The organism is Glutamicibacter sp. 363 (genome assembly GCF_052379505.1).
Lineage (GTDB): Bacteria > Actinomycetota > Actinomycetes > Actinomycetales > Micrococcaceae > Glutamicibacter.
In genome coordinates this window covers 66,462-93,376 of record NZ_JBQSYR010000013.1, presented here as the reverse complement: position 1 = coordinate 93,376, position 26,915 = coordinate 66,462, and the positions used below count along the sequence as shown (strand labels likewise).

Here is a 26,915-nt window from a genome sequence, read left to right as displayed (position 1 = left end):
TCTCGGTGAACCTAAGGAGCGGCAAAATGACCGAACTGAACAATAAATATGTCTTGACCCTCACCTGCGCAGAGCGCCCGGGGATTGTCCATGCCGTGACCGGTCTGCTGCTGAAGCACCATGGGGACATCCGGGAGCTGAAGCAGCATGATGACCAGCGTTCTGGGACGTTGTTCATGCGCATTGAGTTCGAAGTGTCCCAAACTTCCAATGTCGCTGCCGAAATCGCCGAATTGGAGTCGAGCTTGACCGAACTGGCAACAGAGCACGAAGCCACCTGGGGCCTGCGGGCCTCGGGCAAGAAGAAGCGCGTGGTGATCATGGTGTCAAAGTTCGGGCACTGCCTGCATGACCTGCTGTTCCGCGCGCGCATGGGGGAACTGCCGGTCGAGATCGCAGCGGTCGTCTCAAACCACCCGGATCACCGCCAGCAGGTGGAGTGGAATGGCATACCGTTCTTCCACGTTCCGGTCACCGCCGAGACCAAGCCGGAGGCAGAGGCCCGGCTCATGGAGCTCGTTGACCGTTTTGATGTGGACTTGGTGGTGCTCGCCAGGTACATGCAGGTCCTCTCCGATGATCTCACCCGGCAGCTCACCGGACGCGCGATCAACATCCACCATTCATTCCTCCCGTCCTTCAAGGGTGCCAAGCCTTATCACCAGGCCTTTGAGCGCGGCGTAAAGACCGTGGGTGCGACGGCGCACTACGTGAACAGCGAATTGGATGAGGGGCCGATCATCGCCCAGCAGGTCCAGAACGTTGACCACAGCTACGGGCCGGAAGATCTTGTCGCGGCCGGTCGGGATACCGAATGCAAGGCGCTGTCGGACGCGGTGCGCTGGCACTGCGAAGACCGGATTTTCCTCAACGGCTCACGCACCGTGGTGCTGCGCTAGGTTTTTCCCGCAAGCTGGCCTGCAGGTGCGCAGAGTTCCGCGTGGCGAGCCCAAGGCCGCATGGCGTTGAAGGGTGCTCGTGGATCGTTCGTGATGAATGGTCTGCGAGCATTCTGCTTTGTCTCGGGTCCCGTCAGCGGCGTTGGGTCTGCCGGTAGACGCTCAGGCTCAGCGACAAAATCGTCAGCGTGCGCGCATCATTCAGATCTGTTTCAAGCAGTGATTCCAGCAGTGCCAGGCGCTGGTAGAACACCGAACGCGACAGCCGGCAGCGAGTTGCTGCCTGTGAGCGGTTGGTCGGCGAGGATAGGTAGGCTTCCAGCACGCGAAGGCACTCATCGCGCCGGTTGGTTTCCAAGGCCAAAATGGGTGCCAGCACTTGCTGCGGCAGACGTTGCACTGCCGGTTCGTAGCGCAATTCATGGGTGAGCAGAGCCAGCGGGTAGCCGGCGGCCAGGACCACCGAAGAGCTTGGAGCCAGGCGCAGTTCACAGCCCTCGGTAGCCTGCTCGATCGAGGTCCTGATCTGCGCGAGCTCTGCAACTATTTCTCCCAGATAAATGGGGCCTTCGAAGGCAGGGGATTGCACTGCTTGCACCATCGCTCGCTGGAAGTCGTCTTGGAAGTGGTTGGTTGCGGTCGAAACGATGCCAAATAGTTTGGGCGTTGGTGAATGAAGCGTTCCAATGACTAGATTCATCCCGTTTCCGGCATGCTGCTCAATTTCCTTCACCGCGCTTTTCGGGTCTTGTCCCGAGGCGAGCCGAACGGCGAAGCCGCGCAGGGCCCGTTGCCGGACCGGGAATCCGGCAGCCTCAAATTTTCCGGTCAACAGCTTCAAATTGATTTCCCGGCTATTGAGCAGATCATCGAGCAGCTCGCAGGCCGTATCGAACTTCCACAGCGCCGGACCTCGTGTGCGCAATAGTTCGGTCCCCAAAGCGATGGCAGCCATGGTGAGCACATGCAGCGAGCCGGCCAGGTGCGAGGCGGAGCCCGGTGCGATCAAGGAGCCAAAATTCTTACCGTGGATTTGCACCGGAATCACCTGGCGCTCGGTATTTCCCATGAACTGGCAAATACTTCAACGGCAAGGACGCCTTCATGCTCATCAGCAACGCCCGCCTCTGGGCTGGGTCGTCCCGCAACACCCTTGTAGAAGTCGGCAAGTGCGTCGCGCTCTGCTGGTAGAGGACTAGGCCCAGTGCTGCGATCGACGGCTTGAACCGCAGTGACTGCTGTGTCGGCCATTGAAGTGTGCAACCACCGTATTTGAAGAGCGGGAAAGCTCTTCTGGCAATCTGCAATGCGGAGTAGGATTGAATCCTACTGAAAGTGAGGCTGCGATGCGTACTACCAAGCAATTGAGCATCACCTTGCCTGGAACAATGGCCCAAGCGCTCAAGGCTCGAGTAGCTTCGGGCGCATATGCCAGCGAGAGCGAAGTAATCCGTGATGGGCTGCGTGCCCTTTTTGCACGAGAAAGTGCCATCGAGGCATGGTTGCAAGATGAGGTAGCCGCTTCGTACGACGAGTTGCGGGCAGACCCCTCCAAGGCAGTCAGCGCTGCTGACTTGCGTGCCCACCTGGCGCAAGTTCACGGGGAACGCGGACGCGAAAACGACTCTTGAGCTACGAAGTGGTCTATTCGCCGCGCGCAAGGAAACAGCTAATGGACCTCTACTCCTGGATTGCCGAGCAGTCGGGAATTCCCGAGCGGGCTGAAGGATTTGTTTCCTCGATTATCGCGTTCTGCGATGGGCTGGCGCAGTTCCCGTTGATTGGTGTGGCTCGCGATGACCTGAGGCCGGGTCTGCGGACCATAGGTTTTCGCCGCCGCGTGGTAATAGCGTTTGCGATCCTCGGAGAGTCAGTCGAAATCCACGGAGTCTACTATGGCGGGCGTAACTACGAAGGCAGCATGATTAGCGAAGCCTAAAACCGTCCGGCGAACAGCGTGGGGCCCTTCCCTGACTGCGGAGAGGGTGCCAATCTTGTACGTCGTTGTGGCGCTCTCGCGGTACTGTCGAGCTAGCAGGCACTTGTCGAAGTTAAAGGAAAGCTCCATGCTCATCAGCAACGCCCGCCCCTGGGCAGGTTCGCCCAGCGATATCCTCATCGAAATGGGCAAGATCGCTTCGATCACCGCCCACGACCCGCAACGGATACTGCAAGCGGCGGACGTCGATGGCCGCGGGCGCATCCTGATCCCGTCCTTCTCCGACGTGCATGTGCATCTGGACTCGACACGGATCGGCTTGCCCTTCCGCGAGCACACCGGACGGCCCGGGGTCTGGGGCATGATGAGCAACGATCGGGAGAACTGGCGGGATGCCGAAATCAGCTTGCCCGACCGCGTCGCGGGAACCCTGGAGCGGATGATCGCCCGCGGCACCACCCGGGTGCGCTCCTTCGCCCAGGTGGATGTGGATACCAAGCTGGAGAAGTACGAGGCCGTGGTGGCCGCGAAGGAAAAGTTCGCCGACGAGGCCGAGGTGCAGATCATGGTGTTCCCGCAGGCCGGGATCCTGCGCGAGCCGGGCACCGAGAAATATTTAGAGGATGCGCTGAAGGCCGGCGCCGACGTCATGGGCGGCATCGATCCCTGCGAGCTGGACCGCGACCCGGTCCGCCATCTCGATACGGTATTCGCCCTGGCCGAGAAGTACCAGGTGGAGGTCGACATCCACCTGCATGAGCAGGGCACGATGGGGGCCTTCTCCGCGGAACTGGTCGCCGAGCGCACCCGGGCGCTGGGCATGCAGGGCAAGGTCAACCTCTCGCACGCCTACGGGCTGGGCGGCGTCAACGCAGCCACTAGCCGGAAGCTGATCGACACCTTCGCCGAGCTGGACATCTCGTTGACCTCGGTGGCCCCGAGCACCTCCACCCATCTGCCGCTGGCCGACCTGGCCGAGGCCGGGGTGCGCTTTGGGCTGGGCCAGGACGGGCAGCGCGACTACTGGAGCCCCTATGGCAACTGCGACCTGCTGGACCGCACCTGGCAGCTGGCTTTCGTGAACGGGTTCCGCCAGGACGAGCTGATCGGGCACGCTCTGGCGGTGGCCACCATGGGCGGCGCATCGATCATGAGCCCTGAAGTGCCGCGCCTGGCCTCGGTGGCCGACCGTCCCGGACTGGCGGCCGGGGACCGGGCCGACCTGGTGCTGGTGGACGGCGAAACCATAACTTCCACCGTGATGGACCGGGGCGCGGACCGCACCGTCATCCATGACGGGCGCGTGGTGGCCGAGGGGCTGAAGGTACTGTCGGTCGAGCATCCGTACTGAGGGGACGCGCAACCGCTACCGGTGGCGCAGCGAAGCCACCCAGGGTTCGCCGAAGATCAGCTGGGTGCGGCAGTGCGCGACCTGGGGCAGGGCGAGCAGCTTGTCGATGATCAGCGTCTGCAGCTCGGTGCTGTTGGCCACCGCAACATGGACCAGATAGTCCTCGCTGCCGCTGACGTTGTACAGGGCCAGGGTTTCGGGCAGGGCGAGGGCCTTCTGCACGAAGTCGTTCGCGGTGTCGCGGGCATGCGGGCGGATCTGGATACCCAAAAAAGCCTGCTCGCCCTTGCCTAGCAGGCTCGGCAGCACATGGGCGCGGGTGGCCACGATGGTGCCATTGCGGCGCATCCGCCTGATCCGCTCCAGGCAGGTGCTGGGTGCCACCCCGACCTTGGCCGCGATCTCCTTGTTCGGCAAGGTCGCATCCACCTGCAGTAATTCCAGGATTGCCCAATCCACCGAATCCAGTTCGGGAGATTTGACAGAATTCATCTCTGAGTCGCTCATGATCAGATTCTAGCGAATCAAGACCTTAGGCTGAACCCGGAACCACAGCGGCGGACCGGAGGAATGGCATGGGAATTGAATCATGGGCGGCTTTCGCCCTCGCGCTATTGGTGGCCTTGGCGGTGCCCGGCCCCGATCTGGCTCTGGTGGCGCAGTCCGCTACCCGGTCGGTACGGCAAGGAGCCTCCACAGCCGCGGGAGTGGTCACCGGGCTGATGCTGCATGCGCTGCTCGCCGTGGCAGGGGTGACCGCGCTGCTGGTCTCGGCACCGAGGGCCATGACCGTGGCGCAGCTCCTGGGTGCCATGGTACTGCTGTGGATGGGGATCGGCATGCTGCGCGCAGGATTGCCCCGGGTGGACGGCGCAGTGCCAGTGCACGCCCCGCAGGCCCGGGGCGGCTACGCCCGCGGGCTGCTCACCAATGCGACCAACCCCAAGGCGCTGCTGTTCTTCGCGGCCATTCTTCCCCAGTTCATCGGGCAAGCCGAAGGCGCCGGGTTTAGGACCGCATTGCTTTGCGCGACGGTGGTCCTCGGGGCCGGGCTGTGGTGGGCCGGGGCCATCACGGTCATCCGGTGCTGCGGAGTGCATCGCTCGCCATCCGCTGGCCGCATCGTGACCTTGGCCGGCGGAGTATCCTTGGTGGCAATTGCCGCCGGACTCTTGGCTGCAACGGCGCTGGGGCTGGTTCATGGATCTGCCTGAGAAGCCCTCGATCCCAAAGAATCGTCACAGGGCGCCAATCCGGGGCCCGCTGGAAAGGAAGAGCAGATGACCCGCATTCTGATTGCCGGCGCCGGTGCCACCGGCGGCGCACTGGGAGCCCGCCTGCTGGCGGCCGGAAGGGACGTCACCTTCTTGGTGCGCGAACGCCGCCAAGCCCAACTTGCCGATCATGGACTGCGCTTCAGCGCTCCGGACGCCCAGGGCACCTGGCCGGTGCGGGCCGTGACCGCATTGGCCAGCGAAGCGCCCTTCGATCTGGTGATCGTGGCGGTCAAGGCTCCGGCCGTGGCCGGGCTGATCCCGGAACTCTCCGCTGCGCTGGGAAAGAGCACGCAGATCCTGCCGCTGCTCAACGGCTTGGGCCATATCGATGCCCTGGAAAAATCCTTCGACGGGCAGGTGCTCGGCGGCCTCGTGAAGATCGTGGCCACGCTGGACGAGCACGCGGTGGTCAGGCAGCTGACCGGCCTGTGCCAGCTGGGCCTCGGCGGCCTGCACGGGCAGTCGATTCCCGAGCCGGTGCTTTCCGCCCTGGACGTGGAAGGCATAGAGCTCCAAGTGCTGGACAACGCCATGGCCCGGCTCTGGGAGAAATGGTCCTTCATCGCCGCGGCCGGGGTCATCACCTGCCTGTTCCGCGGGAATATCGGCGATATCCTGGCCGCCGGGGGAGAGACGAAGATCCTGGAAGCCATCGGGGAAAGCGAGCGGATCGCCTCCGCGGCCGGCTATCCGGTCAGCGACGCGGGGCATGAGCAGTCCCTCGGGCTGCTCACCGAGCCGGGCAGCGCATTCACCTCCTCGCTCTATCGCGACCTGGGCCACGGGGTCCCGCTCGAGGCCGAGCACATCCTCGGGGATCTGGCCGCCCGCGCGCAGCGGCTGGGCGTCGCCGCACCATTGCTGGATGCCGCGCTGCTCCAGCTGCGCACGCACAGCCAGGCGCTTGACCGTGCCGGAACTGCCGCCACCGGGTAAGCAGCGGATAAGCCAAGGGCCGCGGCGCAGGAACCGGAAAGTCCCTGCGCCGCGGCCCCGAAGGCAGCAGGCTAGCTGGCCACCAGCGCGGCGAACGTTGACGCTGCGACCTCGGACACCGCGCGCTCCCAGTCACCGAGCAAGCCCAGGACGTTCTGCCCGTCGGCGCGGCGGGGTTCCAGCTGCTCCGCCAGCATGGTGAGCGTCGAGGTGCGCAGCTCGGTATTCAGATTGACCTTGCCCACCCCAAAGGCGATGGACCGCGAGAGGTCCTCCGCGGCGATTCCCGACGCACCGTGCAGGACCAGCGGAACCGTGGATTCGGCATGGATGGCCTTCAGCACGTCCCAGTGGATCTTCGGCTCGCCCTTGTAGCGGCCGTGCACATTGCCGATGGCTACCGCCAGCAGGTCCGCGCCGCTGGCTTCCAGGAACTGAGCTACCTGCTCTGGATCGGTCAGCTGCGAGGCGCTCTGCTCGAAGGCCTTGTCCTCGTTGCCGGGCAGCGCGCCGAGTTCTGCTTCCAGCACGATGCCCGGGCCGATCAGCGAGCGCACCTGCTGCACGAAGGCGATATTCTCCTCCAGCGTGCCGGCCGAACCGTCGGCGAGCACCGCGGTGGCGCCGGCGCGCACCGCGCGGGCAATCAGCTGCGCGTCGTTGGCGTGATCCAGCTGCACCGCCACCGGCACCGCGGCCTGTTCGCCCAGGGTGCGCAGCGCGCAGATCAGGCGCAGCCCGGAGGTGCTGGACGCGGTTTTCGGCGCGACATTCAGGATGACCGCGCGCTGCTGCATTTCGGCTTCGGCCACCACGGCCAGTGCGGTGGTGAAGTCGTAGCAGGTGAAAGCCGGGACGGCGTGGCCTGCGGCCATGGCCTCGGCGACCAGCTGGTTCATGGGGATGAGCATGGATTAGACTCCTGCGGCGGTGACGATGGCGTAGACAAGGGAGGTGAGCGCGAATCCGGCGACACCCAGCACGGTGGTCAGCACGGTCCAGGTGCGCAGCCCGTCGGCGACGGACAGGCCCAGGAAGCGGGTGACGATCCAGAAGCCCGAGTCGTTCACGTGGCTCAGCCCGAAGGCGCCGAAGCCGACGGCCGCCAGGATCAGCGCGGTCTGCACCGCGGAGAAGCCGCCCGCCTCGACGGCGGTGGCCAGCAGGCCGGTGGTGGTGATGATCGCGACCGTGGCCGAACCCTGCGAGGCACGCAGGATGGCCGCCAGTACGAAGGCCATGACGATGATCGGCAGGCCCGCGGAGGACAGTGATTCGGCCAGCACGGTGCCGATGCCCGACTCGGTGAGCACCTTGCCGAACACGCCGCCGGCGCCGGTCACCAGGATCACGATGGCGGCCGGGGCCAGCGCCGAGTCCATGACCTTTCCGGTTTGCTCGCTGGACCAGCCGCTGCGTATTCCGAGCAGGTAGTAGGCAACCAGCACGGTGGTCAGCAGCGCAATGGCCGGGGATCCGACGAAGCCGAGGACATTTGCCGCGGTGGATTCAGCGGTGACCAGCGTGCCGCCCACGGTGCCGAGCATGATCATCACGATGGGCAGGAGAATCATGGAGATGACCATGGACGAGGTCGGGGCCTTGGTTTTGGTCAGGGTGTCGCCCGCATCGGTGCTCTTGCCGAAGGAGGCGAACTGTTCCGCGGTTTCCGGGAGCATGGGAATCTCGCGGCGGTTGATGCGCTTGGCCACGAAGTAGCTCAGCACGCCCAGCGGGGCGCAGAAGGCCAGGCCCAGGATGGTGGCCCAACCGACGTCGGCGCCGAGGATTTCGGCGCCTCCCACGACACCCGGGTGCGGCGGGACCACCACGTGGATGGCCAGCATGATCGCGCCGACCGGCAACCCGATCTTCACCGGGGAAACATTCAGCGCCTTGGCGAAGCCGTAGATGATCGGCACCAGCACGATGAATCCGACGTCGAAGAAGACCGGGATGGCCAGCAGGAACGCCGCGGTGGTCAGTGCGGCGATGACGCGGCGCGGGCCGAAGAGCTTGGTGAACCGGGAGGACAGGACCTGGGCTCCGCCGGAGATCTCGATGACCTTGCCGAGCATCGCGCCGAGGCCCACCAGCACCGCCACGCTGCCCAGGGTGCCGCCCATGCCCTCGGTGATCAGCCCGGCCACATCCTGCAGCGGGATCCCCGCGGCCAGGGCCACCAGGATGCTGACCAGCAGCAGGGCGATGAATGCTGGCATCTTGAATTTGATGACACCGACCAGCAGCAGGGCAACGCCGGCTACCGCGATCAGTAAGAGCAGAAGTGGGCTCATGAAAATTTCGTCTCCTTTGACGGGAATGCTCAGGGGCAGCTGCGTGCAGCCGACTTTACTTGGCGGACTTCGGGGCGAGGACCTTGATCACGGCCGAATCATCTGCGGCCGCCAGCTCGTGGGCCTCGCCCAGCAGGTAGAGCTGTTCGGCAGCCGAAGCCACCGGAGTGGGCAGGTGCAGCGCGCGGGCCGCGGAAGTCACGATGCCCATGTCCTTCACGAAGATATCCAGCCGGGAAAGCACCTCGGCGCCCTGATCGGCGTAGGCCTGGAGCATGCGCGGGCCGCGGTTGCCGAGCATGAAGGAGTTCGCCGCTCCGGCCTGCAATGCCTGCAGGGTGGTTTCCTGGTCCAGGCCCAGCTTCTCGGCCAGCGCCAGCGCTTCGGCGGCCGCGGCGATGTGCACGCCGCAGAGCAGCTGGTTCACGGTTTTCAGTGCCTGGCCGTCGCCGGGCTTGTCGCCCACGATGCTCAGGGTCGAGGCCAGCAGCTCGAGCACCGGGCGGACCTTGGTTAGCTCCGCCGGCTTAGCGCCGACCACGATCAGCAGATCTCCTTCGCCGGCGCGCACCGGGCCGCCGGAGAGCGGCGCATCCACCAGGCCGACGCCCAGCTCGTCCAGGCGGGCCGCGGTGGCGGGGACCGCATCCAGCCCGACGGTGGAGGTCAGGATGACCACCGCTCCGGGCTTCAGCGACTGGGCCACGCCCGTTTCGCCGAACAGCACGGAGTCCAGCTGCTCGCCGTTGCGCACGGCCAGCAGCAGCGCGTCGGCGCCGGAGACCGTCTCGCGGGCGTTTTCGAAGGTGCTGATTCCGGCCTTGCGGGCCAGTTCCATGCGCTCGGCCGAGATGTCGAAGCCGTGCACGGTCAGTTCGGTGGCCAGGCGGGTGGCCATCGGAAGGCCCATGGCGCCCAGGCCGAGGACTGCAACAGTGGTGGTGCTCATTGGTGTCTCCAAATCTTGGGGTGGTGCTAGAAGGTGGTGCTCAGGGTGCGGGTGGCCTTGGTCAGCGAGCTGTCATCTCCGACATTTCCGGCGAAGACCACGTAGGGGATGCCAGCTGCCGGGCCGTCCACCGATTCCCAGAGCGAGACGATGCCCGGCAGCATCGGCCCGCGCACGATCGCGTGGCGGATCTCCAGGCCGTGGGCGGCCACATCCGAGGAGGTGATCCCGCCCTTGGCGATGACGAACCGCGGGGGCGTGCTGTGCAGGATCCGGTTGACCACGCTGACCACCGCGGCGCTCACGGTGCGCGCGATCTCCAGGGATTCGGCCGCGTCGGCGGTCTTCACCAACGTCCGGGAGGTATGCACGATGACGTCCTGGGTAGCCAGGGCGGTCCCGATCTCGGCGGCCTTGGCCGCGAGGTAGCTTTCGCTCTGCTCCGAGAGGATGGTGGGCACCTCCAGTTCGATCACGGTGGCGTTCGCATGCTGTGCGGTCAGATCCGCCAGCTGGCGGGTGGTCACCCCCACGTGGGAGCCGACGACGATCAGCCCGCCCGCGGTGCGCATCCCGGCGTCATTCCCGGCAAAGATCTCTTCGGTGCTCAGCGGCTGGCGCACGTCCTGGCCGATGCGGGCGCGGACGAAGGGTGGGCCGACGCGGTAGAGCACCCGGGTGCCGGCCGCCTCGGCCAGTTCCAGGCCTGCGGCCAGCGCGCGCAGGTCATTTTCGGTGACGATATCGGCGGTGGCCACCTGCGCGTTTTTCGTCTGTGCCAGCTTGTCCGCGATGCCCTGGGCGCCGGAGCGGATGGTGTCCAGATCCAAGACCAGGACCTCCTCGGCCGCCACGCGGCCGCCGGTCTTTTCGGCCACGTAGTCGGGCAGGTAGCTGGTGCTGAAGCCGAAGGTGGCATCCTTGGCGAATTCGGTGGCGCTGACTTTCGCCAGCTCTCCATCGCCGGTGCGCATATAGTGCTCGCCGCCTACGGTGAGCCGTCCGGCGTCGCCGAAGGCCGGGACCATCAGCACCGCGTCCACCGCGTTCTGGGCATCGATGTCCCGGAGCGTGGCGGTGATGGTGTCGGTTTCCAGCGGGAAGTGGCCGCGCAGGGTTGAATCGCTGCGGCTGACAAAGGCCAGGATGATACCCGACTCCGCCGCGGCCTGCGAGGCGGCAGCCACGATCTGCTCATTGCGTTCGGCGGCATCCGCCGCGTCGAGGGAACGGGTATTGGTCAGCACATAGACGGCCAGCGCGCGCCCGCCGTCCAGCTGCAGGCCGAAGGCCCAGCGGAAGTCCGCGACGTCCCAGCTGGTGAGCACCGGCAGGTTGCTGACCGATTGGGTGCCCGTCGGGTCATCGTCGAGCACCACCAGGACGCGGCCGGTGGCGCGTGCCGCGGCGGCGATCTCAGCAGGTTCGATTTCGCGTTCCGGGAGGTATCCGGCGAGCAATTCGGACTCGAGCATGAACAAGGACTCCTTCGTCTTTGGGCGACCGACTGACTTCATTGGTAAGATGTCAGACATCTGTCATGAGGAATAGTGTTCCACGGAATTCCGCACACCGCAACAGCCGCGGGCACATAGACTGGACAGGTCTGCAAAGGGGCATCGGGCCTCAAGGATGGAGGAACCGTGTCTCGAAAGTCACTGGTCACGCAGGTAGCGGATGGCGTGCTGGATCGGATCATCGGCGGCGAATTAGCCGTTGACGAGCTCATTCCCGGCGAACTGGAGCTCTGCGCGGCGCTCGACGTCAGCCGCATGACCGTGCGCGAAGCGATCAAGATCCTCGCGGCGCAGAACATTATCCGGGTTGAGCGTGGCCGCGGCACCTATGTGAATCCCGTGGGCATGTGGAGCTCGCTGGAAGCTGTGCTCCGGGCAACCACCGAGGGCGTCGGGGCCGCCGCGGCCGCCGTGCAACTCATTGAACTGCGCAGAATGCTGGAGACCGGAGCCTGCGAGCTGGCGGCCGGCAAGATCAGCGACGCTCAGCTGGCCCGGCTCGATGAACTGGTTGCCGAGATGAAATCCGCCCACCAGGAAGGCGGCTTGGACCGATTCGTGGAAGCGGACCTCGAATTCCATGACCAGATCCTGCGCGCCTCGGGCAACGTCTTCGTCGCGGCCCTTTTCGAGCCGCTGGGCCGGGTGCTGGCCTCCCGTCGGCGGGAAACCAGCGCCTTTCCGCAGATCCAGGCCCATGCCATCGCGGAACACGAAAAGATCCGCAAGGCGCTGGGGCAGCGCGACAGTGCCCGCGCCCGCGAAGCCATGGATGGCCATATGCGCCAGACCCTCGAAGATCTCAATACCTTCGTACTCCAGCAGCAGGCAGGGAAGGACTAGCCCCGGGTCCAAATCACTCCGACGGGCGAAACCGTTAATGCCGCAGGTATTCGATACTCTGCTGCGGGGGAGAGTCAACGCGCGTTTTTTGCCGATGAATCAATCCACGATTCTCGTAAGAGGCCTACTCGGCAGAGGGTTTTTTGCGTTGCTGCTTGGTTTCCGAGCGGCGCGACTTCGTGGCCAGGCGACGCCGCTGCGATCCCTTGGTCGGCTTCGTTGCGCGTCGTCGGGGGCCGTCGGGAGCCAGTGCCGTGCCGACCAGATCGGCGATTTTCTGCATGGCGATCTCGCGGTTGCGCAGCTGGGAGCGCTGCTCGGAGGCACTGACGGTGAGGACCCCCGTTATGAGCCGAGAATCCAAGCGGTCCAGCAATCGTTCACGCTGGTAGTCGCTGAGCACCCGTGAACCAGCTGCGGACCAGGACAGTTCGACGCGGCTATCGGAAGTATTGACATGTTGCCCGCCGGGACCGGAGGAACGCGAGAAGCGCCAGCTGAGCTCCGATTCCGGAATGCTCAGTGCGCGCGTGATCTCTATATCCATAGATCAAGCTTCCCATGGGAAGCGAAAGCAGAATCTCTTGGGTTCAAGGCATCCAAACGGGCGTACATTTAAATTGGAGGGTTATCCGTTTTCGATTGGTCGAGGAGATGTTCAGCCATGAGTGCTGAAATGAAGTACAAGATGCCTTTCAACTACGTTCAAGTTGTCATCGCCGGATTTAGTGCGGTGGTCACGAGCGTCTTTGTGTTTTTCATCAGCGGGGTGGCCGGCGGATCGATGCGTTTCACCGGAGGCATTTTCCCGAACGTTGATTTCTTCGGTATTGTCCGCTTCATCGCGCTGCCATTTCTCATTCTGGGATTCCTGACCTTTCTGATTGGGCGTGCCCGTCCGGGGTTCTGCAAGTTCGCCCAATGGGCCGGTGCCGCGGTGATGGTGGTTTCCATCATCAACCCGATCCTGTTCGCGGCGGATCTGGCCAGCGGTATCGGGCTTTCGCTGATTCTGCTGGTCGTTGCTGCCTCGTGGTACATGGCGGTGGACAATTCAAACAAGGTGGTCAGAAAGTCCAAGCTTGAGCGGCTGCAGGCGAAACAGCTTCGCGTGGCCTGACGGGACGGATGTAGGCTGAGATATGAATCATCGGTAGCCCGGCGTCAGTTGGGCAATGAAGGGAAATTCATGTCGATCGTCGTCATCAATGCGTTGAAGGTACCAAGCGAAGCCGGTCCGGAGCTGGAGAAGCGTTTCGCCGCTCGCAAGCACTCGGTGGATGGTTCACCGGGTTTCGAGGGATTCAAACTTCTGCGCCCGGTGTCCGGCGAGGACCGCTACTTCGTGTTCACCCAGTGGGCTACGCGCGAAGATTTTGAGAACTGGCGCGAGACGCGTGCGGATGCCGCGCACTCCGGTTCGGAGAAGAAGCCTGTCGCATCCGGCGCGGATCTGATGGAATTCGAGATCGTCGAGCTCTGACGCCCAGCGACAACTGCCGGAGGCCTAGCGCCGTCAATGATGGGTCGATTCACGCAGGGTCTATGAGTCGGTGACGGAGAACTGCACGCGTTGCCAGCCGCTGGCCCCATTTGGCACCGGATCCGCGCGCTCGCTGGTCTGCATTTCTCCGGCGGCATCGTAGGCACGCACGGTGACCGAGTGGTTGCCCGGGGTTCCGCCCTTCCAGACATAACGCCATTGGCGCCAGGTATCCAGCGTGGCTTCTTCGGCCAGCTCGGCTTCCTGCCAGGGTTCGTCGTCGATCTTGACCTCGACCTTCGAGATGCCGGTTGTCTGCGCCCACGCGGTGCCTCCCATCACGACCTCACCGGGCGGGAGCTGAGTGAAGGAGCGCGGCACGTCCACGCGGGAAGACATCTTGATTGGTCCGCGATCCGACCAGCCGCGGGTGGTCCAGTAGGCTTCCTTGTCGGCAAAACGGGTGACCTCCAGATCCACTACCCACTTGGTCGCCGAGACGTAGCCGTAGAGGCCGGGGACAACCATGCGCACCGGGAAGCCATGCTCCAGCGGCAAGGGCTCATCGTTCATGCCGACGGCCAACAGGGCCATGCGGTCATCGGTGAGCACCTCAATTGGCGTCGAAGCGCTGAAGCCATCGCTGGATGTCGACAGCACCATATCCGCGCCGGCTTGCGGAACCGCACGTTCAAGTAGATTGCGCAGCGGGTAGCCCAGCCATTTGGCATTGCCCACGAGATCTCCGCCGACCGGGTTCGAGACGCAGGTCAGCGTGAGGTAGCTTTCCACCAGATCCTGGCCCAAGAGCTCGTCAAAGCTCATGGTGAATTCGTTCTCGACCATGCCGTGCACACGCAGCGACCACTCGGCGGGGTCGAGCCGCGGGACCGACAGCGCGGTGTCGATGCGGTAGAAATCCTCGTTGGGCGTGACGAACTTCGGCATTCCTGCAAGGTCGACCTGCGCTCCAGCCGGAACCTTGCCGGCTTTCACCTTGGCCGCCGGCAAACCGAGCGCCAGGCGGGCCGCCTCGGCGGCATTTCGCGTTGCGGAAATCGAGGCGCCGACACCCGCGACAACCAGCGCCCCCAGCAAGGAGAGCGAGGAAGCCAGCAGGAACTTCCGCCGGGAGGGGCCGGGGCTGGTTTCCTCCTCGGACGCCGGGGCGTAGCTCGTGGTGGCCAGCCCGGTCAGCCATTTCAGCGTTCCCAGGCCCAGCAGCGTACCGACCACCACCGGGACCAGATCCATGGGGCCGGTCGCCGAACGCGTGATGACGGCAATGCCGATCACCGCAGCAAGGACGAGAATGGCCGCCGCCGCGGCGGCAAAGCTTCGCCGAGCGAGCAGTCCCACCAGCGCCGCGAGTATCGTGGCGACAATTCCGATGGAGATGAACAGGGCGAGCTTGTCGTTGGTCCCGAAGGTCGCAATGGCGAAATCCTTCAGCCACGGCGGGGTGAAGTCGATGAAGGTCGAGCCTAGCGCTACTCCCGGCGCAGAGGAGGTGGCGAAAAATACCGACACCAATTGGGCGACCGCAAAAAGCACCGCTGCGGATACCAAACCCGCAAATCCATAGGCGAAAAGCCCGGACCTTTTCTGTCCTCTTGAATCGTCCATCTCAGACCACCTCAAACGTTGTCATGCCCATGCCCCCAATAGGCAAGGGGACCGCCTACTGGGTATTCGGAACTGTAGCGCATCTGGATTGGCGGATGCGGAAGTTTTTGGAAATTACTTGCCCTGCCGCAATTTCATCTCGCTGTAGGCTTCCAGCGCTTGTTCGCGTGATTCCTTGAGATCGACCAGTGGTTCCGCAGCCAGCGGCGCGTACCGGGCCACATAGGATCCGCGCGGATCAAATTTCTTGGCCTGCAGTTCGGGATTGAAGACCCGGAAGTACGGGCTGGCATCGGCTCCGCTGCCGGCGACCCACTGCCAATTTGCGCTATTGCAGGCCACATCCGCGTCGACGAGCGTATCCCAGAACCACTGCTCGCCGACTTTCCAATGGACCGCCAAGTTTTTGACCAGCAGGCTGGCGGTGACCATCCGAACGCGATTGTGCATCCAGCCGGTGCGCCAGAGCTGCGCCATCCCGGCATCCACGAGCCCGAAGCCGGTTTGGCCGCGCTGCCAGCGGGCAACTTTTTCTGCCACCTCGTCGCCGTCTGCGGGCCAGGCCCAAGCGAAATCGTCGAATTCGGACCGCAGGTTTTCGGTGGGAAGCTGCGGGTGGTGGTAGTTGAGATGCCAGCAGAAGTCCCGCCAGGCCACTTGGCGGCGCATGGCAGCCGCTCCCTGGGCGGCACCGGGGGAGTGCACGGCATATTTGCTGAGCTCATCCCAGACCTGGTGGGCGCTGAGATGGCCCCAGCGCAGCGCCGGGGAAAGGGCGGAAGTACCATCGAGGTCCGGGCGGTCGTGATGCTCGGCGTAGTCCTGCGCTATCGAGGAGAGGGTCTCGGCCAAGCGTTTCTGGGCCGCTGGCTCCCCTGGGGTCCAGGTCGCAGCAAGCCCCTCCGACCAATCCGGGGTTGTCGGCAGCAGTTTCCAATCATCGAGCGATTCGCTGGGCGGCAGCGGAAAGCCCTGGCGCTGCTGCGGCGCCGGCGCGGGCAACGGCGGGCGTAGTTCCTGCGCGCGCAGCGAATTGTAGAAGGGCGTGAAGACCTTGTAGCCGGTCCCGTTCTGGGTCAGCAGTTCCCATGGTTCATGCAGCAGTGCGGCGGAGTAGCTGTGCGCGGCGATCCCGTCGCCGCGCAACTGGAGCTTGAGTTCCGCGTCCACCGCGCGTTCGGCTTCGCCGTAGCGCCTGTTCCAGTGCACCTCGTCTAGGTTGCCGTCCTGGCTCAGCTCGGCGAGGATCCTGGCCGCGGGGCCGCGGCGCAAGATCAGCGGGATGCCGAGGTCATCCAGTGATTCGCGCAGGCTGAGCAGTGCCTGATGCAGCCACCAGCGCGCGGCGCCGCCGAGCGGACGGATGCCGGGGGATTGCTCATCGAGGATGTAGAGGGCAACAGTGTCTCCTGCGTCCCGCGCCGCGTGAAGCGCCGGATGGTCCACGGTGCGTAAATCATCGCGGAACAAGACCAGTTGAAGTGCCTGTTGCGGTTGGCTCATGGATTCTTCCTCATGAACAAAGCTTAGTGTATATCTAGCTAGGCTAACTAAATAACGCCGATGGAGGTCAACCGCACTGTCATCTCTAGCCGGCGAGCACCATCACCGGATCGGTGGTCGGGGCTTGTGAGCCACCTGCAGGTTCAACCGTCAAGGCTATGGCCGTGCCCTCGGGCATGACGGGGAATTGCGCGGTCCAATTGCCATGGGGCATCACGTCGGCGGGAACCGGGGACTCGCCAGCGGCTATGGTCCACAACTGGTAATCGTGCTGATCGTCGATTGCTGGCAGATCCTGTCCCAGGACAACCGACCCTGTCGAGGAGGCCAGCAGCATCATCTTGCCCTGCCCTTCTGCCATTTCCGAGCTGATGACCTTCACCTGCTGGCCGTCGAGGATGGAAAGCAATTCGTTGCGCTGGGTCTCGGCGGTGGTGGCCCGCTCGTGCTGGTTCACCGCAATGGTTGTCGGCACCGCGATCAGCACCACTGCCGCCGCCGCGGCGGCGAGCCAGCCGAAACGAGGGGCGCGGCGCTGCTTCTGCTCGCGCCGCTCGCTGAGCGAAATCGGTGCCTGGTCGGCTTGGGCCGGCAACGCGGCGAAGATCTTGTCGCGCAACTCCGCCGGCGGCTCGACCGAGGCCGCCTGGTCGATCTGCGCGATCGTTTCGCGGTAGCCGCGAAGCCAGTTGGCGGCTTCCTGGTTGGAACTGGCCAGTTCCTCGGCCTGTTGGCGTTCTTCGGGGGAGTCGAGGGCTTCCAGCGCCAACCCGGTCAGCAGCTCATGCTCGTGGGCGCTCAATGAGCCGTCAGTTTCCTTGTAATTCATTTAGGCCACCTCCAAACATGTTTTCAAGCGCTGCAGGGCGCTGCGGATTCTTGATTTCACCGTAGCCAGCGGCATCTCCCGGCTTTCGGCCACCTGGGCGTAGGTCCGCCCGCCGTAGTAGGTGTCCAAAACCGTCTGCTTTTCCTTAACGGTCAAGGTGTCCAAGCAATGGCGCACCCGCTGCGAATCGACCTGTTCCATGAGGAACTCATCGATTTCGGGGACTTCCCGCTCGACGGTGAAGCTGCGGTCCTCGCGCTGGGTTCGCGCTTCCTCGGAACGAATCCGGTCGATCGCCCGGCGGCGGGCGATCGTCGAAGCCCAGGCATAGATGGTGCCGGAACCTGCACGATAGCCTTGGGCGTTGTTCCAAATCTCGAGCATGACCTCTTGGGTCACCTCCGAGGCTTGGGCCGAATTGCGTATCAGCCGCACCGAGATTCCATAGACGATCGGAGACAGCTCTGCGTACAGCGAATCGAACGCCTGATGCTCGCCGTCGGCGACCCGCTGGCAAACATCGGTCCAATACTCGGCGGAACGGTCGCCAACCGGAGGCCTTGTGCCAGCCGCGCTCCGTGGTGATTCCATGGAGTCGAGCCTAGCACCGGGACTCGCATACAGGCGTACCAAATTACCTCTGTTCGTAGTTCATGCCCCGGACGGCCATCCCGAGTTCTGCCCATTAAACGTCTAGTGGCCGGTGTTTGAAGAGTGAACCACCAAACACCGACCAGCTAAACGCCTGGAGAATTGCTGCTACCGGCCGAGGTTACTTCTTTGCCGGTGGCATCAGCACTTCGTCGACCAGGTAGACGGTCGCATTGGCGGTCTGCACGCCACCGCAGATGACCGAAGCACCATTGACTTCGAGCTCGTCGCCGCTGCCGGTGACCTCGAGATCCTGGCCTGCAACGGTGGTGTAGGAGCCCGAAAGATCCGAAGGAACAATCTGGCCGGGGACCACATGGTAGGTCAAGATGCCGCTGAGCGTATCTGCGTCCTCAACTACCGCGTTGAGGTCCTTTTCCGGGATTGCTGCGAAAGCGTCGTCAACCGGGGCGAAGACCGTGAACTCGTCACCATTGAGGGTGTCCACGAGATCTACATCAGGGTTCAACTCTCCCGACACGGCGGCGGTCAGGGTCTTCAGCAGCGGGTTGTTCGAGGCTGCCACCGCTACCGGGTCCTTGGCCATGCCTGCGACCGATCCGTCGCCGCTTGGAACTGCCTCGGCGTAGGCGGCGCAACCGGAACCAACGAGATTCGCTGCGGGATCCATTTCCGCGTCACCCATGGCAGATTCGCTGGCCATGGCCGAGCTGCTTGGTGCGGCCATGGAGCTGGAGGCCGAAGGCTCGGCGGTTTCTGATCCGGTCGAGCAGGCGGTGAGCCCCATCGCGGCCACTGCCATCAATCCGAGAGCGCCGGCGAAATTGCGATTCATGCGTTTCATGTCTATCTCCTTGCCTTACGACGACTACTCTCGCCGTACTTCCCCGACCCTGTCGGTGCGGGCTGTCATGAAGCATTCGGAGCCGGATGGGGAAAGGATTGAAAATTCTCGAAAAATATTAAAACTCGGGATTTCGGCCTGGATTAGCGCTCGCCATGAGTGCGCGAAAGCGGCTGGCACCACCCTTGGTCTTGGACCTAGTGCTTTGTCCGGGATGAGAGCTGCCGCTGGGTCATGGCTCTGCTGGCTTGCGTGGACCGTTCGCTGGCATCAATAGGCAGTTCAGCCCGTTGGCATCTAGTCCCGTGGGTGGAGCCACTAATGCCGAGATCTCCCTTTGCCGGGCGAGGCGAAGCCGACTATCTGGCTTGTACCGTAGATATGGTGGCGACACCTAGCAAAGTACGCATGAACGAAGGAAAAGAATGAAAATTTCCCAGAACACGAAGACGAAACGAATCTCGAAAATTCTCGGGGCATGTTCATTGCTTGTTGTCTTGGGTCTATCGGCCACCGCCTGCGGCATGGTTGAGTCCTTCGGCAGACAGACCGCGGATGCCTGGAGCGTCACCTACGAAGTGTCGGTGACCGGGGGAACCGTCAATGGCATTGATGACGTGAAGTACCTGGAGGCACCGACTCGAGGCGAAGTTTCCAGTGAGACCGCGGTTGGCGAGGTGGCGACAACAAATGATCCGGCAAAAAAGCGGAGCGCCACATGGCAGGAAACGGTCATGGTGACGGCCGAAGAAGAAGCCGGAGTCTCAGCCGCCCCACGTGCCGGAGCCACAGCCACCTGCCGAGTCCTGCTCGATGGCGTCAAGGAAATCGCGGCGGTCACCGGGGAGCCCGGAAAGCCGGTGGAATGTGCGGTTAGCACGCCGGCCTTCGCCAAAAAATAGCAGGACCGCACCAGCCATTGGCACCGATCCGCCGAAGATGGCCGCCGCCCGAAGATCCCAGCCGCAGGGCGCGCAAGTCGTGCAGTTCTAGAATAGGAAGAGACCAAGGTCAACTACTTCCAAAACGTTGCACTGGCGCCATATTGCACACGAAACCTGAAAGTAGGACCCGGACGATGAAGGAACCCTCGGGAGCCGGTGAAACGGACCAAAGCGCCGGCCCCGCAACGCGTGGTTCGGACCGGTCCGGGCAAGGCCGCGGACGGTTGGCTGCGCCTTCGGCTCTTGGGCTCATCTCCCATGGGCTGCGCCTGGGGCATGCGCACACTCTGCGGTATCTCGCCGTCATCATCACCCTGCAGTTGGTCAACGCACTGGCCGTGATCCCCGGGGTCAAGGCGCTGTTTTCCCTGGCGTTGGAATCCTGCGGGCTGACGAACCTCACCGATCGCAATTTGCCGGTGATGCTTGCGGACCCGAGCGCCGTCTTATTGCTCCTTTTGATCGCCGTCCTGGTGCTGCTTGCGATGGGCCTGCAGTTCTCTGCCCTCATCGTCATGGTCAATCGACAGCAAGCCGGCCTGCCACCCACCCTGCGCGCAATAGCCAGTGAGACCTGCAGCGCCTTGGGCCGCTTTGCCCGGTACCCCTCGCCGCTGCTCATGGCCTACCTATTCGTGGTGCTTCCGCTCGGTGGGCTCGGCCTGTCTTCCGTGCTCATCCAAGGCATCGATATCCCGCCGTTCATCACCCGGGAGTACCTGAAGACACCACTGAGCGGCAGCTTGTATGCCGCCATCATCGGCGCAGTGATCTACCTCAATCTGCGCCTGATGCTGACGCTGCCAATGTTCGTGGTGGGCCGGCGACGGCCCTATCGCGCGATCGTCGAGAGCCTGCGTGCCACCCGGCGGACTTTCTGGCGCTCCGCGGCGCTGCTGGGTGTTCCGGTGCTGGCTTCCGCCCTGCTGATGTCATTTATCGTCGAGTTCCTGGTGTGGGGCTCGGCCGCCGCTGGCGGATTCCTGGAGGCCGAAGGGGCGGCCTGGGCCGCTTCGCTGAGCATCGGTGTTGGCCAGGGCCTGGGATTCCTGGTCATTGGCGCAACGACCGTGGTCATCATCCAGGTGCTCGTGGCAGCTACCCGGTCCCGGCTCGGGCTGCCAAATGATTTGGCCAGCTTGCGGGAACCGGCGGCCCCCATTGGGTCAAGGCTGCTCCGTGCGATGGGAGCCGCGGCTGCCTGCGCACTGGTGCTCGCCGGAAGCGTGAATGCGGCCCCGGTTATGGCCGGCACCTTTTCGCGTGCCGCCGACACCGCCATTCTGGCGCACCGTGGATTCTCCGGCGGCGGAGTGGAAAACACCATCGGCGGGTTGGAAGCCGCCGCAAAGCTGCAGCCGGACTACGTCGAGGCAGATTTCCAGGAGACCAAAGACGGCCACTTCGTGGCCAGCCACGATACCAATCTGCTGGTTGTCGCCGGACGCAACGAGAACATCTATGACATGAGCGTTGCCGAGGTCACCGCCGTGACCCAATCCGTGGGAGGGTTCACCGGCAAGATTCCCACCATGACCGAGTACCTGAACCGGGCGGAGGAACTGGAGATCCCGCTGCTGGTTGAACTCAAGGTGACCGGGCATGAGTCCGCCGGCTACCTGGATCGTTTCCTCGCCGAGGTGGATGCAACGGGGAGTGCCGAGGCGAATATCTATCACTCGCTGGATCCAGAAGCCGTGCGCGAGATCAAGCAGCGCCGCCCGGAGCTGCAGGTGGGGCTGACGATTGCCATGAGCATCGGAGCCATACCCGACGTCGCAGCCGACTTCATCGTCGTGGAACAGGCCTCCTTCAATCCAGCGGTGCTGCGCGCGGCTCAAGCCGAAGGCAAACCGGTCTTTGTCTGGACGGTTAATGACGAGGCGACCATTCGCGAACTATTGAGCCTCGGAGTGGACGGCATCGTGACCGACAGCGTAGATATTGCCTTGCACGACAGGGAACTGGTCTCCAGCAGCCCGCGCTCCGCCTACCGGGTGGGGGTAGCCCTGGCCCACCTGGATCTGTTCCGGTAGCCAGAACCCCCACCGGGCCAACCCGGGTGGGCCTGCCCGGCCAACGGCGTATCAGACGCGGATCGCGTCGACGATGCGTACACGGGCGGCCACCAGGGCGGGCAGGACGCCGGTCAACGCGCCGACGGCAATGGACACGCCCATGCCCAGCAGCGCGGCCTGCACCGGGAACCCGGGCATCTCATCCAGCCCGGTGGCCATCACGGCATTGATCAGCTTCGGGTTTGAGACCAGGGCCACGGAGATCAGCACCCCGAGCCCGCCGGCCACGGCGGTGGCCACCACGCTTTCCATCATCACCGAGAAGAACACCCGACCGGTGGTGGCGCCGAAGCTGCGCCGGATCCCGACCTCGCGGATCCGCTGCTTCATCGTCACCATGGCCACGTTGAGCAGGCTCAGCGAACCCAGCAGCAAAATGATGCCGGCGATCGAGCTGACCACCAGGGCGAACTGCTTCAGGGACTCGTCGTTGCCCCAGGCCAAATAGTCCTGGCGCTGGGAATCGACGACGTAGCCGGGAAGTTCCGCCTGCATCTGCCGGGCGAAATGACTGGCCAGTTCCTCGGAGCCCTCGATGGGCACCCACATGGCATAGCTGACATCGCTGAGCGGGGCGGCGGCCGCGAACCAGTGCTCGTAGGTCTCGGGCAGCATCCACATTTGCCCCATCGATCCGTAGCCCCGTGTGGAGGTGGCGCCGATGACGGTGACCGAAACGTCGCCGCCGAGGCCGCGCAGCTCGATGGTCGCCGGCAGCGTGCCCTCTTCCATGCCCAGCGCGCTGAGCGTGGTCTTGTCCACGACCACCGCGGGGGAGAGGTTCTGCGCGTCGGCGTCCTCCAGCCAGCGTCCGTGCTGGGCGAAGATCCGGTGCATCGGGCCATAGTCCGGGTCGACCACCTGCATCTCGGTATCCACCGACAGGCCCTGGCGGACCGCCTGCGTCCCGAAGGTGCGGCCGATCAGCGAGGTGTACTCGATCTTGAAGCGCTCGCTGGTTTTCTCGAAGGCCGCGGTGATCTCAGCGGAGCTCTGCGGCGGTCCTTGGCTGGCGGGGTCCATGGCGTAGGTGCTGATCATCGCCGGACGCCCGTTGCGCTCGAGCTGTTCGGTCATCAGCTGCTGGGCCATTTGCGCTCCGGCCACCGCGGTGGTCAGCGAGGCCACCGCGATGGTCACCCCGATCAGCGAGAGCAGCACCCGCAGCCGGTGGATGCGCAGCTCCTGCCAGGCCTCGAGCAAGGCGGCGATGAATCCGGTGAAGATGCGGGCCAGGGTGTTCATCGCGCGGCCTCCTGGCTCAGCGGATGCAGCCGTCCGCCGTCGAGGCTCAAGCGCTCGCGGGCCAGCGCCGCAACATTGGAATCGTGGGTGATGGTGATCAGCGCGGCGCCGGATTCGACGGTGGCCGCATCCAATAGCTCCATCACCGCGCGGCCGGTGGCCACGTCCAGCGCGCCGGTGGGCTCATCGGCGAGCACCACGCGCGGGCGGCGGACCAGGGCGCGGGCGATGGCCACGCGCTGCTGCTCGCCGCCGGACAGGGTCTGCGGCATGGAATCGAGCCGGGCGCCAAGCCCCACCCGGTCCAGCGACTCGGCGGCCAGCCTGCGGCGTTGCCAGAAGTCGCGGCCGCTGGAGTACATCAGCGGCGCCATCACATTCTCCAGCGCGGTGCGTCCGGGCAGCAGGTTGAACTGCTGGAAGACAAAACCCAGGTCCCGGCCGCGGGCCGCGGCCGCCTGCCGGGCGCTGAGCTTCGTGGCGTCCTTTCCCCGCCAGGCCAGGGTGCCCGAGGTCGGCCGGTCCAGCAGTCCGAGGATGTTCAGCAGCGTGGACTTCCCGGTGCCCGAGCGCCCGACGATGGCGATATGGTCGCCCTCGGTGACGGTCAGGTCGATACCGGACAAAATGCGCAGTTCGCTGTCATCGGGCAGCCGGACGCTGCGGGTGACGTTCTCAAGCTTCAGCAGCTGAGCAGAACTCATCAGGGGTACATCTCCATTCCCGGGCCTTCAGCCGGCTCGGGAGCGGAGCCCGGAACGTAGCGCAGCACCTCGGCTCCGGCCTCCAGTCCGGAAGCCACCTCGACGACCTTGCCGTCGGTGACCCCTAGCTGCACCTCGGTGCGGATCTCCTTGCCGTTCTCGTCGAGCAGCCACACGGCGCCGCTGCCGACCAGCCCGCGGACCGCGGTGACCGGTACGGTCAGCACCTCTTCGGCGGTTCCGGCCTCGATGTCCATGGCCATGGACAGCCCATCGAAAACGACGGTGTCCGCCGGAACGTCACAGGAAATTTCGCTGCCCGAGGCACTGGAGCCCTGCCCTTCGGCGGATATCGAGCCCATCCCCGGGTCCAGCTCCTGCTCCGGTGAATCGGCGTCCACCGTGGCCGAGGCGGTATCGCCCACGCTCAGATCCTTGCAGGTGAAGGGCTCGGGCCCGCCCTCGATGGTGATCGTGGCTTCGAGAGTTCCATCCATGAGCCGGTAGCGGTCGAGCGGGCTGATCGCCCCGACCGCCTTGAAGTTCTGCGGTTGCACCTTGGCCAGGTCGGCGCCCTTGGTGACCTCGTCGTCGAGCTCGATGGCAAATTTGCCGACCTTGCCGGTGGCCGGGGCGTACACGTCGTGGTAAGTCACCACGGGCTCGGCGGCCTGCACCGGTTCCTCCCCGGCGGAGGATTCTTGATCGGACTCGGTGGTCTCGGCGGCTTCGGGTTGGGTTTCGGCGCGGATCTGGAAGATCCGGTCGCCCTTGCTCACGTGGTCACCGGGTTTCACGAAGGCCCAGTTCACTACGCCGTCGAGCGGGGCGTTCAGCGGCTGCGCCGCATCGAGCTTGATGCTCCCGGAAATCGACAGGGTGTTCTCCACGGTGCCCGTTTCCACCATGATTGTTTCGGCCGGCACCTCGCCGGTGGGATATAGCTGGTCCTCGGCGGCCGAGCTGCTGCCGGTGAAGGCGAGCTTGACCAGGCTGACGGCGACGAGGGCGCCGATCAGCAGCCAGGCGGAAGGAAGGATAAAGCGGCGGAATACGCGGCGTTGGCTCATGCAGTTACTCTGTTCACCATTCAATGAATAGCAAAGCGTCCAGCAAATACCAAGCTTATTTGGGCAATAATCCCATCTTTAACCGAAAATGTTGGATTTTTACCGTACAGGTCAGCTACGACCTGCTTCTGGAGTAAAAGTTCTGTGCCGAGCTGCTCCTGGTCTCGCTGATGCTGGTGGCCGCCGTCTTCGAATTGGATGCGGCCCTTGGCATGTTCGCCGCCGGGATCCTGGCCAACGCGGTGCTCAAGGAGGTGAAGGCCGAGTATGCCGCCGAGGTGATGGACAAGGTGGAAATCGTGGGATTCAGCTTTCTGATCTCGGTATTCTCCGTGACCAGCGGCGTGAATTTCAACCTCGCGCCGCTCAGAACGCTGAGGCCCGCGGCCGCCCGCGGGATTCTCTCCGAGGTGACCGCTTCCGTGAGGGTCACCGGCGCGCTGACGGTCTTGATCTTTCCAGCGGCCGCCAAGCGGCTGGGGCGCTGACCGGGTGATTTGCCCAGGACCTTCAAGACTTCGAGCAATCGCGCACCGCACGCGTACCCGATTCGACGTAAGGTAGTTGCACCAGCGCGAAGTAATGAGTTTCGAGCATTGAGCAGTATGATGCTTGACTTGTGTTTTTAGCCTGTCCAACATTCAGCCAAGATTTGAGGAGCACCCGTGCGCCCCAGCCTCCCCCGCCGGTCGGCATCTGCCCGTTCACCCAAGCTCATAGTCGCCGCAAGCCTGGCTGCGACACTATTGCTGGCCGGATGCGGGTCGGACTACCCGTTGGGCGAAGCGCAGCGGAATGCCGCGGAGGGCAATACCTCGAATCTTGAAGGCACGCTGACCGGAGGCGGATCCACGGCGCAGAACTCCGCCATGAATGCCTGGACCACCGAATTCGCCACGCTGCACCCCAAGGTCCAGGTGCAGTACGCCTCGGTGGGCTCCGGCGCCGGGCGCGCCGGGCTGTTGGCCGGCGGCACCGAATTCGCCGGATCCGATGCGTACCTCAAGGAAGAAGAGATCCAGCGCTCGATCGAAACCTGCGGCCCGCAGGGCGCGATCAACATCCCCGCCTACATCTCCCCGATCACCATCGCCTTCAACCTGCCCGGGATCAGCGAGCTGAATATGGACGCAGAGACCATCGCCAGGATCTTCTCCGGCGAGATCCGCTCCTGGCAGGATCCCGCCATCACCGCGCTGAATCCGGGGGTGGAACTGCCCGATGTTCCGCTCACCGGGGTGGCCCGTGCCGATGACTCGGGAACCACCGAGAACTTCACGGAGTACCTGCACAGCGTTGCCCCCGAAGCCTGGGCCCATGAGCCCGATGGCGGCTGGCCGGATGCGACCGGCCTGGAAAAGGCCCAGGGCAACGCCGGCGTGGTGACCACGGTGACCCGTGCGGTGGGCGCGGTGACCTATGCCGATGACTCCCTGGTCGATGAGAACCTGGGCAAGGTGAAGCTGAAGGTCGGCGGCGAATTCGTGGCCGTCAGCGGCGAGGCCGCGGCCCTGGCCGTAGCCGAATCCGAACGCGCCGAAGGCCGCAAGGAGCACGACATCGCGCTGGAGCTGGACCGGAAAACCACCGCCGAGGGCGCCTACCCGCTGGTGCTGGTCTCCTATCTGCTGTTCTGCAGCAGCTATGCTGATGCGCAGACCGTGGAACTGGCCAAGACCTTCGGCCAATACGTGGTCAGCGACGAGGGCCAGAAGGTGTCCGCCGACTCGGCCAAGAGTGCCCCGATGCCCGAGCAGCTGGCCGAAGAAGCCCGCACCGCCATCGACTCGATCACCGCCGGCTCCTAGCCGCGGCGGCCTCGCTTACCCCGGGGCCGGCAGCGCGCGGGAATCGGCAACGCCGGGCCGGTGATCCTGCGGTGCCGTGCCGCCGGCACACGAGCGGACTGGAGCCGTTCCACCCCGAAGCACGCTGGCTTCCCGGGCGCCAGCGTGCTGTTGCAGCCCTT

Annotated in this window: 28 protein-coding genes; 13 read left to right on the top strand and 15 right to left on the bottom strand. The window is 64.3% G+C overall.

From position 1 onward, the window contains the following. Positions 1-26: 26 nt before the first annotated feature. Complete coding sequence (purU, locus tag ACT3UA_RS09720) at positions 27-899, top strand: formyltetrahydrofolate deformylase (RefSeq protein WP_096255420.1); 873 nt, start codon at positions 27-29, stop codon at positions 897-899. 133 nt (positions 900-1,032) lie between these two features. Here the strand turns inward: purU and ACT3UA_RS09715 are convergent, their stop codons facing one another. Then, positions 1,033-1,968 carry a PucR family transcriptional regulator gene (locus ACT3UA_RS09715; RefSeq protein ID WP_444616218.1) on the bottom strand — a complete coding sequence of 312 codons (936 nt, stop codon included), beginning with the start codon at positions 1,966-1,968 and terminating at the stop codon, positions 1,033-1,035. Between the two features lie 277 nt (positions 1,969-2,245). Here ACT3UA_RS09715 and ACT3UA_RS09710 point away from each other — a divergent pair, with 277 nt between their 5' ends. The 3 genes from ACT3UA_RS09710 to ACT3UA_RS09700 all read left to right on the top strand — a co-directional run bounded on the left by ACT3UA_RS09710 (position 2,246) and on the right by ACT3UA_RS09700 (position 4,189). Continuing rightward, the gene (locus tag ACT3UA_RS09710; protein ID WP_096288350.1) at positions 2,246-2,530 is read left to right on the top strand and encodes a ribbon-helix-helix domain-containing protein; all 285 of its coding nucleotides are present in this window, start codon (positions 2,246-2,248) and stop codon (positions 2,528-2,530) included. Positions 2,531-2,538: 8 nt separating this feature from the next. Continuing rightward, the gene (locus ACT3UA_RS09705) at positions 2,539-2,838 is read left to right on the top strand and encodes a type II toxin-antitoxin system RelE/ParE family toxin (protein WP_255248523.1); all 300 of its coding nucleotides are present in this window, start codon (positions 2,539-2,541) and stop codon (positions 2,836-2,838) included. Between the two features lie 127 nt (positions 2,839-2,965). Next, the gene (locus ACT3UA_RS09700) at positions 2,966-4,189 is read left to right on the top strand and encodes an amidohydrolase family protein (RefSeq protein WP_444616216.1); all 1,224 of its coding nucleotides are present in this window, start codon (positions 2,966-2,968) and stop codon (positions 4,187-4,189) included. A 15-nt stretch (positions 4,190-4,204) separates the two neighbouring features. On the opposite strand, the gene ACT3UA_RS09695 is transcribed toward ACT3UA_RS09700, so the two are convergent. Continuing rightward, positions 4,205-4,696, bottom strand: a complete 492-nt coding sequence (locus tag ACT3UA_RS09695) for an Lrp/AsnC family transcriptional regulator (RefSeq protein ID WP_444616214.1) — start codon at positions 4,694-4,696, stop codon at positions 4,205-4,207. A gap of 68 nt (positions 4,697-4,764) precedes the next feature. Here ACT3UA_RS09695 and ACT3UA_RS09690 point away from each other — a divergent pair, with 68 nt between their 5' ends. Both ACT3UA_RS09690 and ACT3UA_RS09685 read left to right on the top strand, forming a co-directional pair. Beyond that, positions 4,765-5,403: a LysE family translocator gene (locus ACT3UA_RS09690; RefSeq protein WP_444616212.1), complete on the top strand. Its 639-nt coding sequence runs from the start codon at positions 4,765-4,767 to the stop codon at positions 5,401-5,403. Between the two features lie 66 nt (positions 5,404-5,469). Then, positions 5,470-6,402: a 2-dehydropantoate 2-reductase gene (locus ACT3UA_RS09685; protein ID WP_444616210.1), complete on the top strand. Its 933-nt coding sequence runs from the start codon at positions 5,470-5,472 to the stop codon at positions 6,400-6,402. A 71-nt stretch (positions 6,403-6,473) separates the two neighbouring features. On the opposite strand, the gene ACT3UA_RS09680 is transcribed toward ACT3UA_RS09685, so the two are convergent. From ACT3UA_RS09680 to ACT3UA_RS09665, 4 genes are read right to left on the bottom strand one after another with little or no spacing between them, the layout of a single operon-like run. Further along, positions 6,474-7,313, bottom strand: coding sequence for a class II fructose-bisphosphate aldolase (locus ACT3UA_RS09680; protein WP_444616208.1), 840 nt, complete (start codon positions 7,311-7,313; stop codon positions 6,474-6,476). Positions 7,314-7,316: 3 nt separating this feature from the next. Beyond that, on the bottom strand, positions 7,317-8,699 hold the full coding sequence (locus ACT3UA_RS09675) for a GntP family transporter (protein ID WP_096288360.1): 1,383 nt from the start codon (positions 8,697-8,699) through the stop codon (positions 7,317-7,319). Positions 8,700-8,754: 55 nt separating this feature from the next. Further along, positions 8,755-9,648 carry an NAD(P)-dependent oxidoreductase gene (locus ACT3UA_RS09670; protein WP_096288363.1) on the bottom strand — a complete coding sequence of 298 codons (894 nt, stop codon included), beginning with the start codon at positions 9,646-9,648 and terminating at the stop codon, positions 8,755-8,757. 26 nt (positions 9,649-9,674) lie between these two features. Continuing rightward, the gene (locus tag ACT3UA_RS09665) at positions 9,675-11,123 is read right to left on the bottom strand and encodes a four-carbon acid sugar kinase family protein (RefSeq protein WP_444616205.1); all 1,449 of its coding nucleotides are present in this window, start codon (positions 11,121-11,123) and stop codon (positions 9,675-9,677) included. 168 nt (positions 11,124-11,291) lie between these two features. Here ACT3UA_RS09665 and ACT3UA_RS09660 point away from each other — a divergent pair, with 168 nt between their 5' ends. Next, positions 11,292-12,008 carry a FadR/GntR family transcriptional regulator gene (locus ACT3UA_RS09660; RefSeq protein ID WP_444616203.1) on the top strand — a complete coding sequence of 239 codons (717 nt, stop codon included), beginning with the start codon at positions 11,292-11,294 and terminating at the stop codon, positions 12,006-12,008. A gap of 124 nt (positions 12,009-12,132) precedes the next feature. Here ACT3UA_RS09660 and arfB read toward each other — a convergent pair whose 3' ends face one another. Further along, positions 12,133-12,555: an alternative ribosome rescue aminoacyl-tRNA hydrolase ArfB gene (arfB, locus tag ACT3UA_RS09655; RefSeq protein ID WP_444616201.1), complete on the bottom strand. Its 423-nt coding sequence runs from the start codon at positions 12,553-12,555 to the stop codon at positions 12,133-12,135. A gap of 117 nt (positions 12,556-12,672) precedes the next feature. Here arfB and ACT3UA_RS09650 point away from each other — a divergent pair, with 117 nt between their 5' ends. Further along, positions 12,673-13,128, top strand: coding sequence for a DUF6069 family protein (locus ACT3UA_RS09650; protein ID WP_444616199.1), 456 nt, complete (start codon positions 12,673-12,675; stop codon positions 13,126-13,128). Positions 13,129-13,197: 69 nt separating this feature from the next. Next, positions 13,198-13,491 (top strand): antibiotic biosynthesis monooxygenase family protein, encoded by a 294-nt coding sequence (locus tag ACT3UA_RS09645; RefSeq protein WP_096288373.1) that lies wholly within the window; start codon positions 13,198-13,200, stop codon positions 13,489-13,491. A 60-nt stretch (positions 13,492-13,551) separates the two neighbouring features. On the opposite strand, the gene ACT3UA_RS09640 is transcribed toward ACT3UA_RS09645, so the two are convergent. The 5 genes from ACT3UA_RS09640 to ACT3UA_RS09620 all read right to left on the bottom strand — a co-directional run bounded on the left by ACT3UA_RS09640 (position 13,552) and on the right by ACT3UA_RS09620 (position 18,905). Next, positions 13,552-15,117 (bottom strand): molybdopterin-dependent oxidoreductase, encoded by a 1,566-nt coding sequence (locus tag ACT3UA_RS09640; RefSeq protein WP_444616196.1) that lies wholly within the window; start codon positions 15,115-15,117, stop codon positions 13,552-13,554. A 114-nt stretch (positions 15,118-15,231) separates the two neighbouring features. Further along, a complete protein-coding gene (locus ACT3UA_RS09635; protein ID WP_444616194.1) occupies positions 15,232-16,620 on the bottom strand; it encodes a cryptochrome/photolyase family protein in 1,389 nt (462 codons plus the stop codon). An 85-nt stretch (positions 16,621-16,705) separates the two neighbouring features. Continuing rightward, positions 16,706-17,449 carry an anti-sigma factor gene (locus tag ACT3UA_RS09630; protein WP_096288379.1) on the bottom strand — a complete coding sequence of 248 codons (744 nt, stop codon included), beginning with the start codon at positions 17,447-17,449 and terminating at the stop codon, positions 16,706-16,708. Next, positions 17,450-18,040, bottom strand: coding sequence for a sigma-70 family RNA polymerase sigma factor (locus ACT3UA_RS09625; protein WP_096288381.1), 591 nt, complete (start codon positions 18,038-18,040; stop codon positions 17,450-17,452). It lies immediately after the preceding gene. 181 nt (positions 18,041-18,221) lie between these two features. Continuing rightward, complete coding sequence (locus ACT3UA_RS09620; RefSeq protein ID WP_096288383.1) at positions 18,222-18,905, bottom strand: fasciclin domain-containing protein; 684 nt, start codon at positions 18,903-18,905, stop codon at positions 18,222-18,224. A gap of 425 nt (positions 18,906-19,330) precedes the next feature. Between ACT3UA_RS09620 and ACT3UA_RS09615 the strand changes: the two genes are divergently transcribed. Beyond that, positions 19,331-19,807, top strand: coding sequence for a hypothetical protein (locus ACT3UA_RS09615; protein ID WP_096288385.1), 477 nt, complete (start codon positions 19,331-19,333; stop codon positions 19,805-19,807). A gap of 176 nt (positions 19,808-19,983) precedes the next feature. Continuing rightward, on the top strand, positions 19,984-21,885 hold the full coding sequence (locus ACT3UA_RS09610; RefSeq protein ID WP_444616191.1) for a glycerophosphoryl diester phosphodiesterase membrane domain-containing protein: 1,902 nt from the start codon (positions 19,984-19,986) through the stop codon (positions 21,883-21,885). Positions 21,886-21,936: 51 nt separating this feature from the next. Here ACT3UA_RS09610 and ACT3UA_RS09605 read toward each other — a convergent pair whose 3' ends face one another. From ACT3UA_RS09605 to ACT3UA_RS09595, 3 genes are read right to left on the bottom strand one after another with little or no spacing between them, the layout of a single operon-like run. Beyond that, a complete protein-coding gene (locus tag ACT3UA_RS09605; protein ID WP_096288389.1) occupies positions 21,937-23,172 on the bottom strand; it encodes an ABC transporter permease in 1,236 nt (411 codons plus the stop codon). After that, positions 23,169-23,876 (bottom strand): ABC transporter ATP-binding protein, encoded by a 708-nt coding sequence (locus ACT3UA_RS09600; protein WP_444616189.1) that lies wholly within the window; start codon positions 23,874-23,876, stop codon positions 23,169-23,171. Before ACT3UA_RS09600 ends, ACT3UA_RS09605 begins: the two co-directional genes overlap by 4 nt. Next, positions 23,876-24,946, bottom strand: a complete 1,071-nt coding sequence (locus ACT3UA_RS09595; protein ID WP_096288393.1) for an efflux RND transporter periplasmic adaptor subunit — start codon at positions 24,944-24,946, stop codon at positions 23,876-23,878. The genes ACT3UA_RS09600 and ACT3UA_RS09595 overlap by 1 nt, the downstream gene beginning before the upstream one ends. A 170-nt stretch (positions 24,947-25,116) precedes the next feature. On the opposite strand from ACT3UA_RS09595, the gene ACT3UA_RS09590 reads away from it, so the two are divergent. Continuing rightward, complete coding sequence (locus ACT3UA_RS09590; RefSeq protein WP_096288395.1) at positions 25,117-25,434, top strand: hypothetical protein; 318 nt, start codon at positions 25,117-25,119, stop codon at positions 25,432-25,434. Positions 25,435-25,611: 177 nt separating this feature from the next. Next, positions 25,612-26,754: a phosphate ABC transporter substrate-binding protein PstS gene (gene pstS / locus ACT3UA_RS09585; RefSeq protein ID WP_096288397.1), complete on the top strand. Its 1,143-nt coding sequence runs from the start codon at positions 25,612-25,614 to the stop codon at positions 26,752-26,754. Positions 26,755-26,915: the final 161 nt, after the last annotated feature.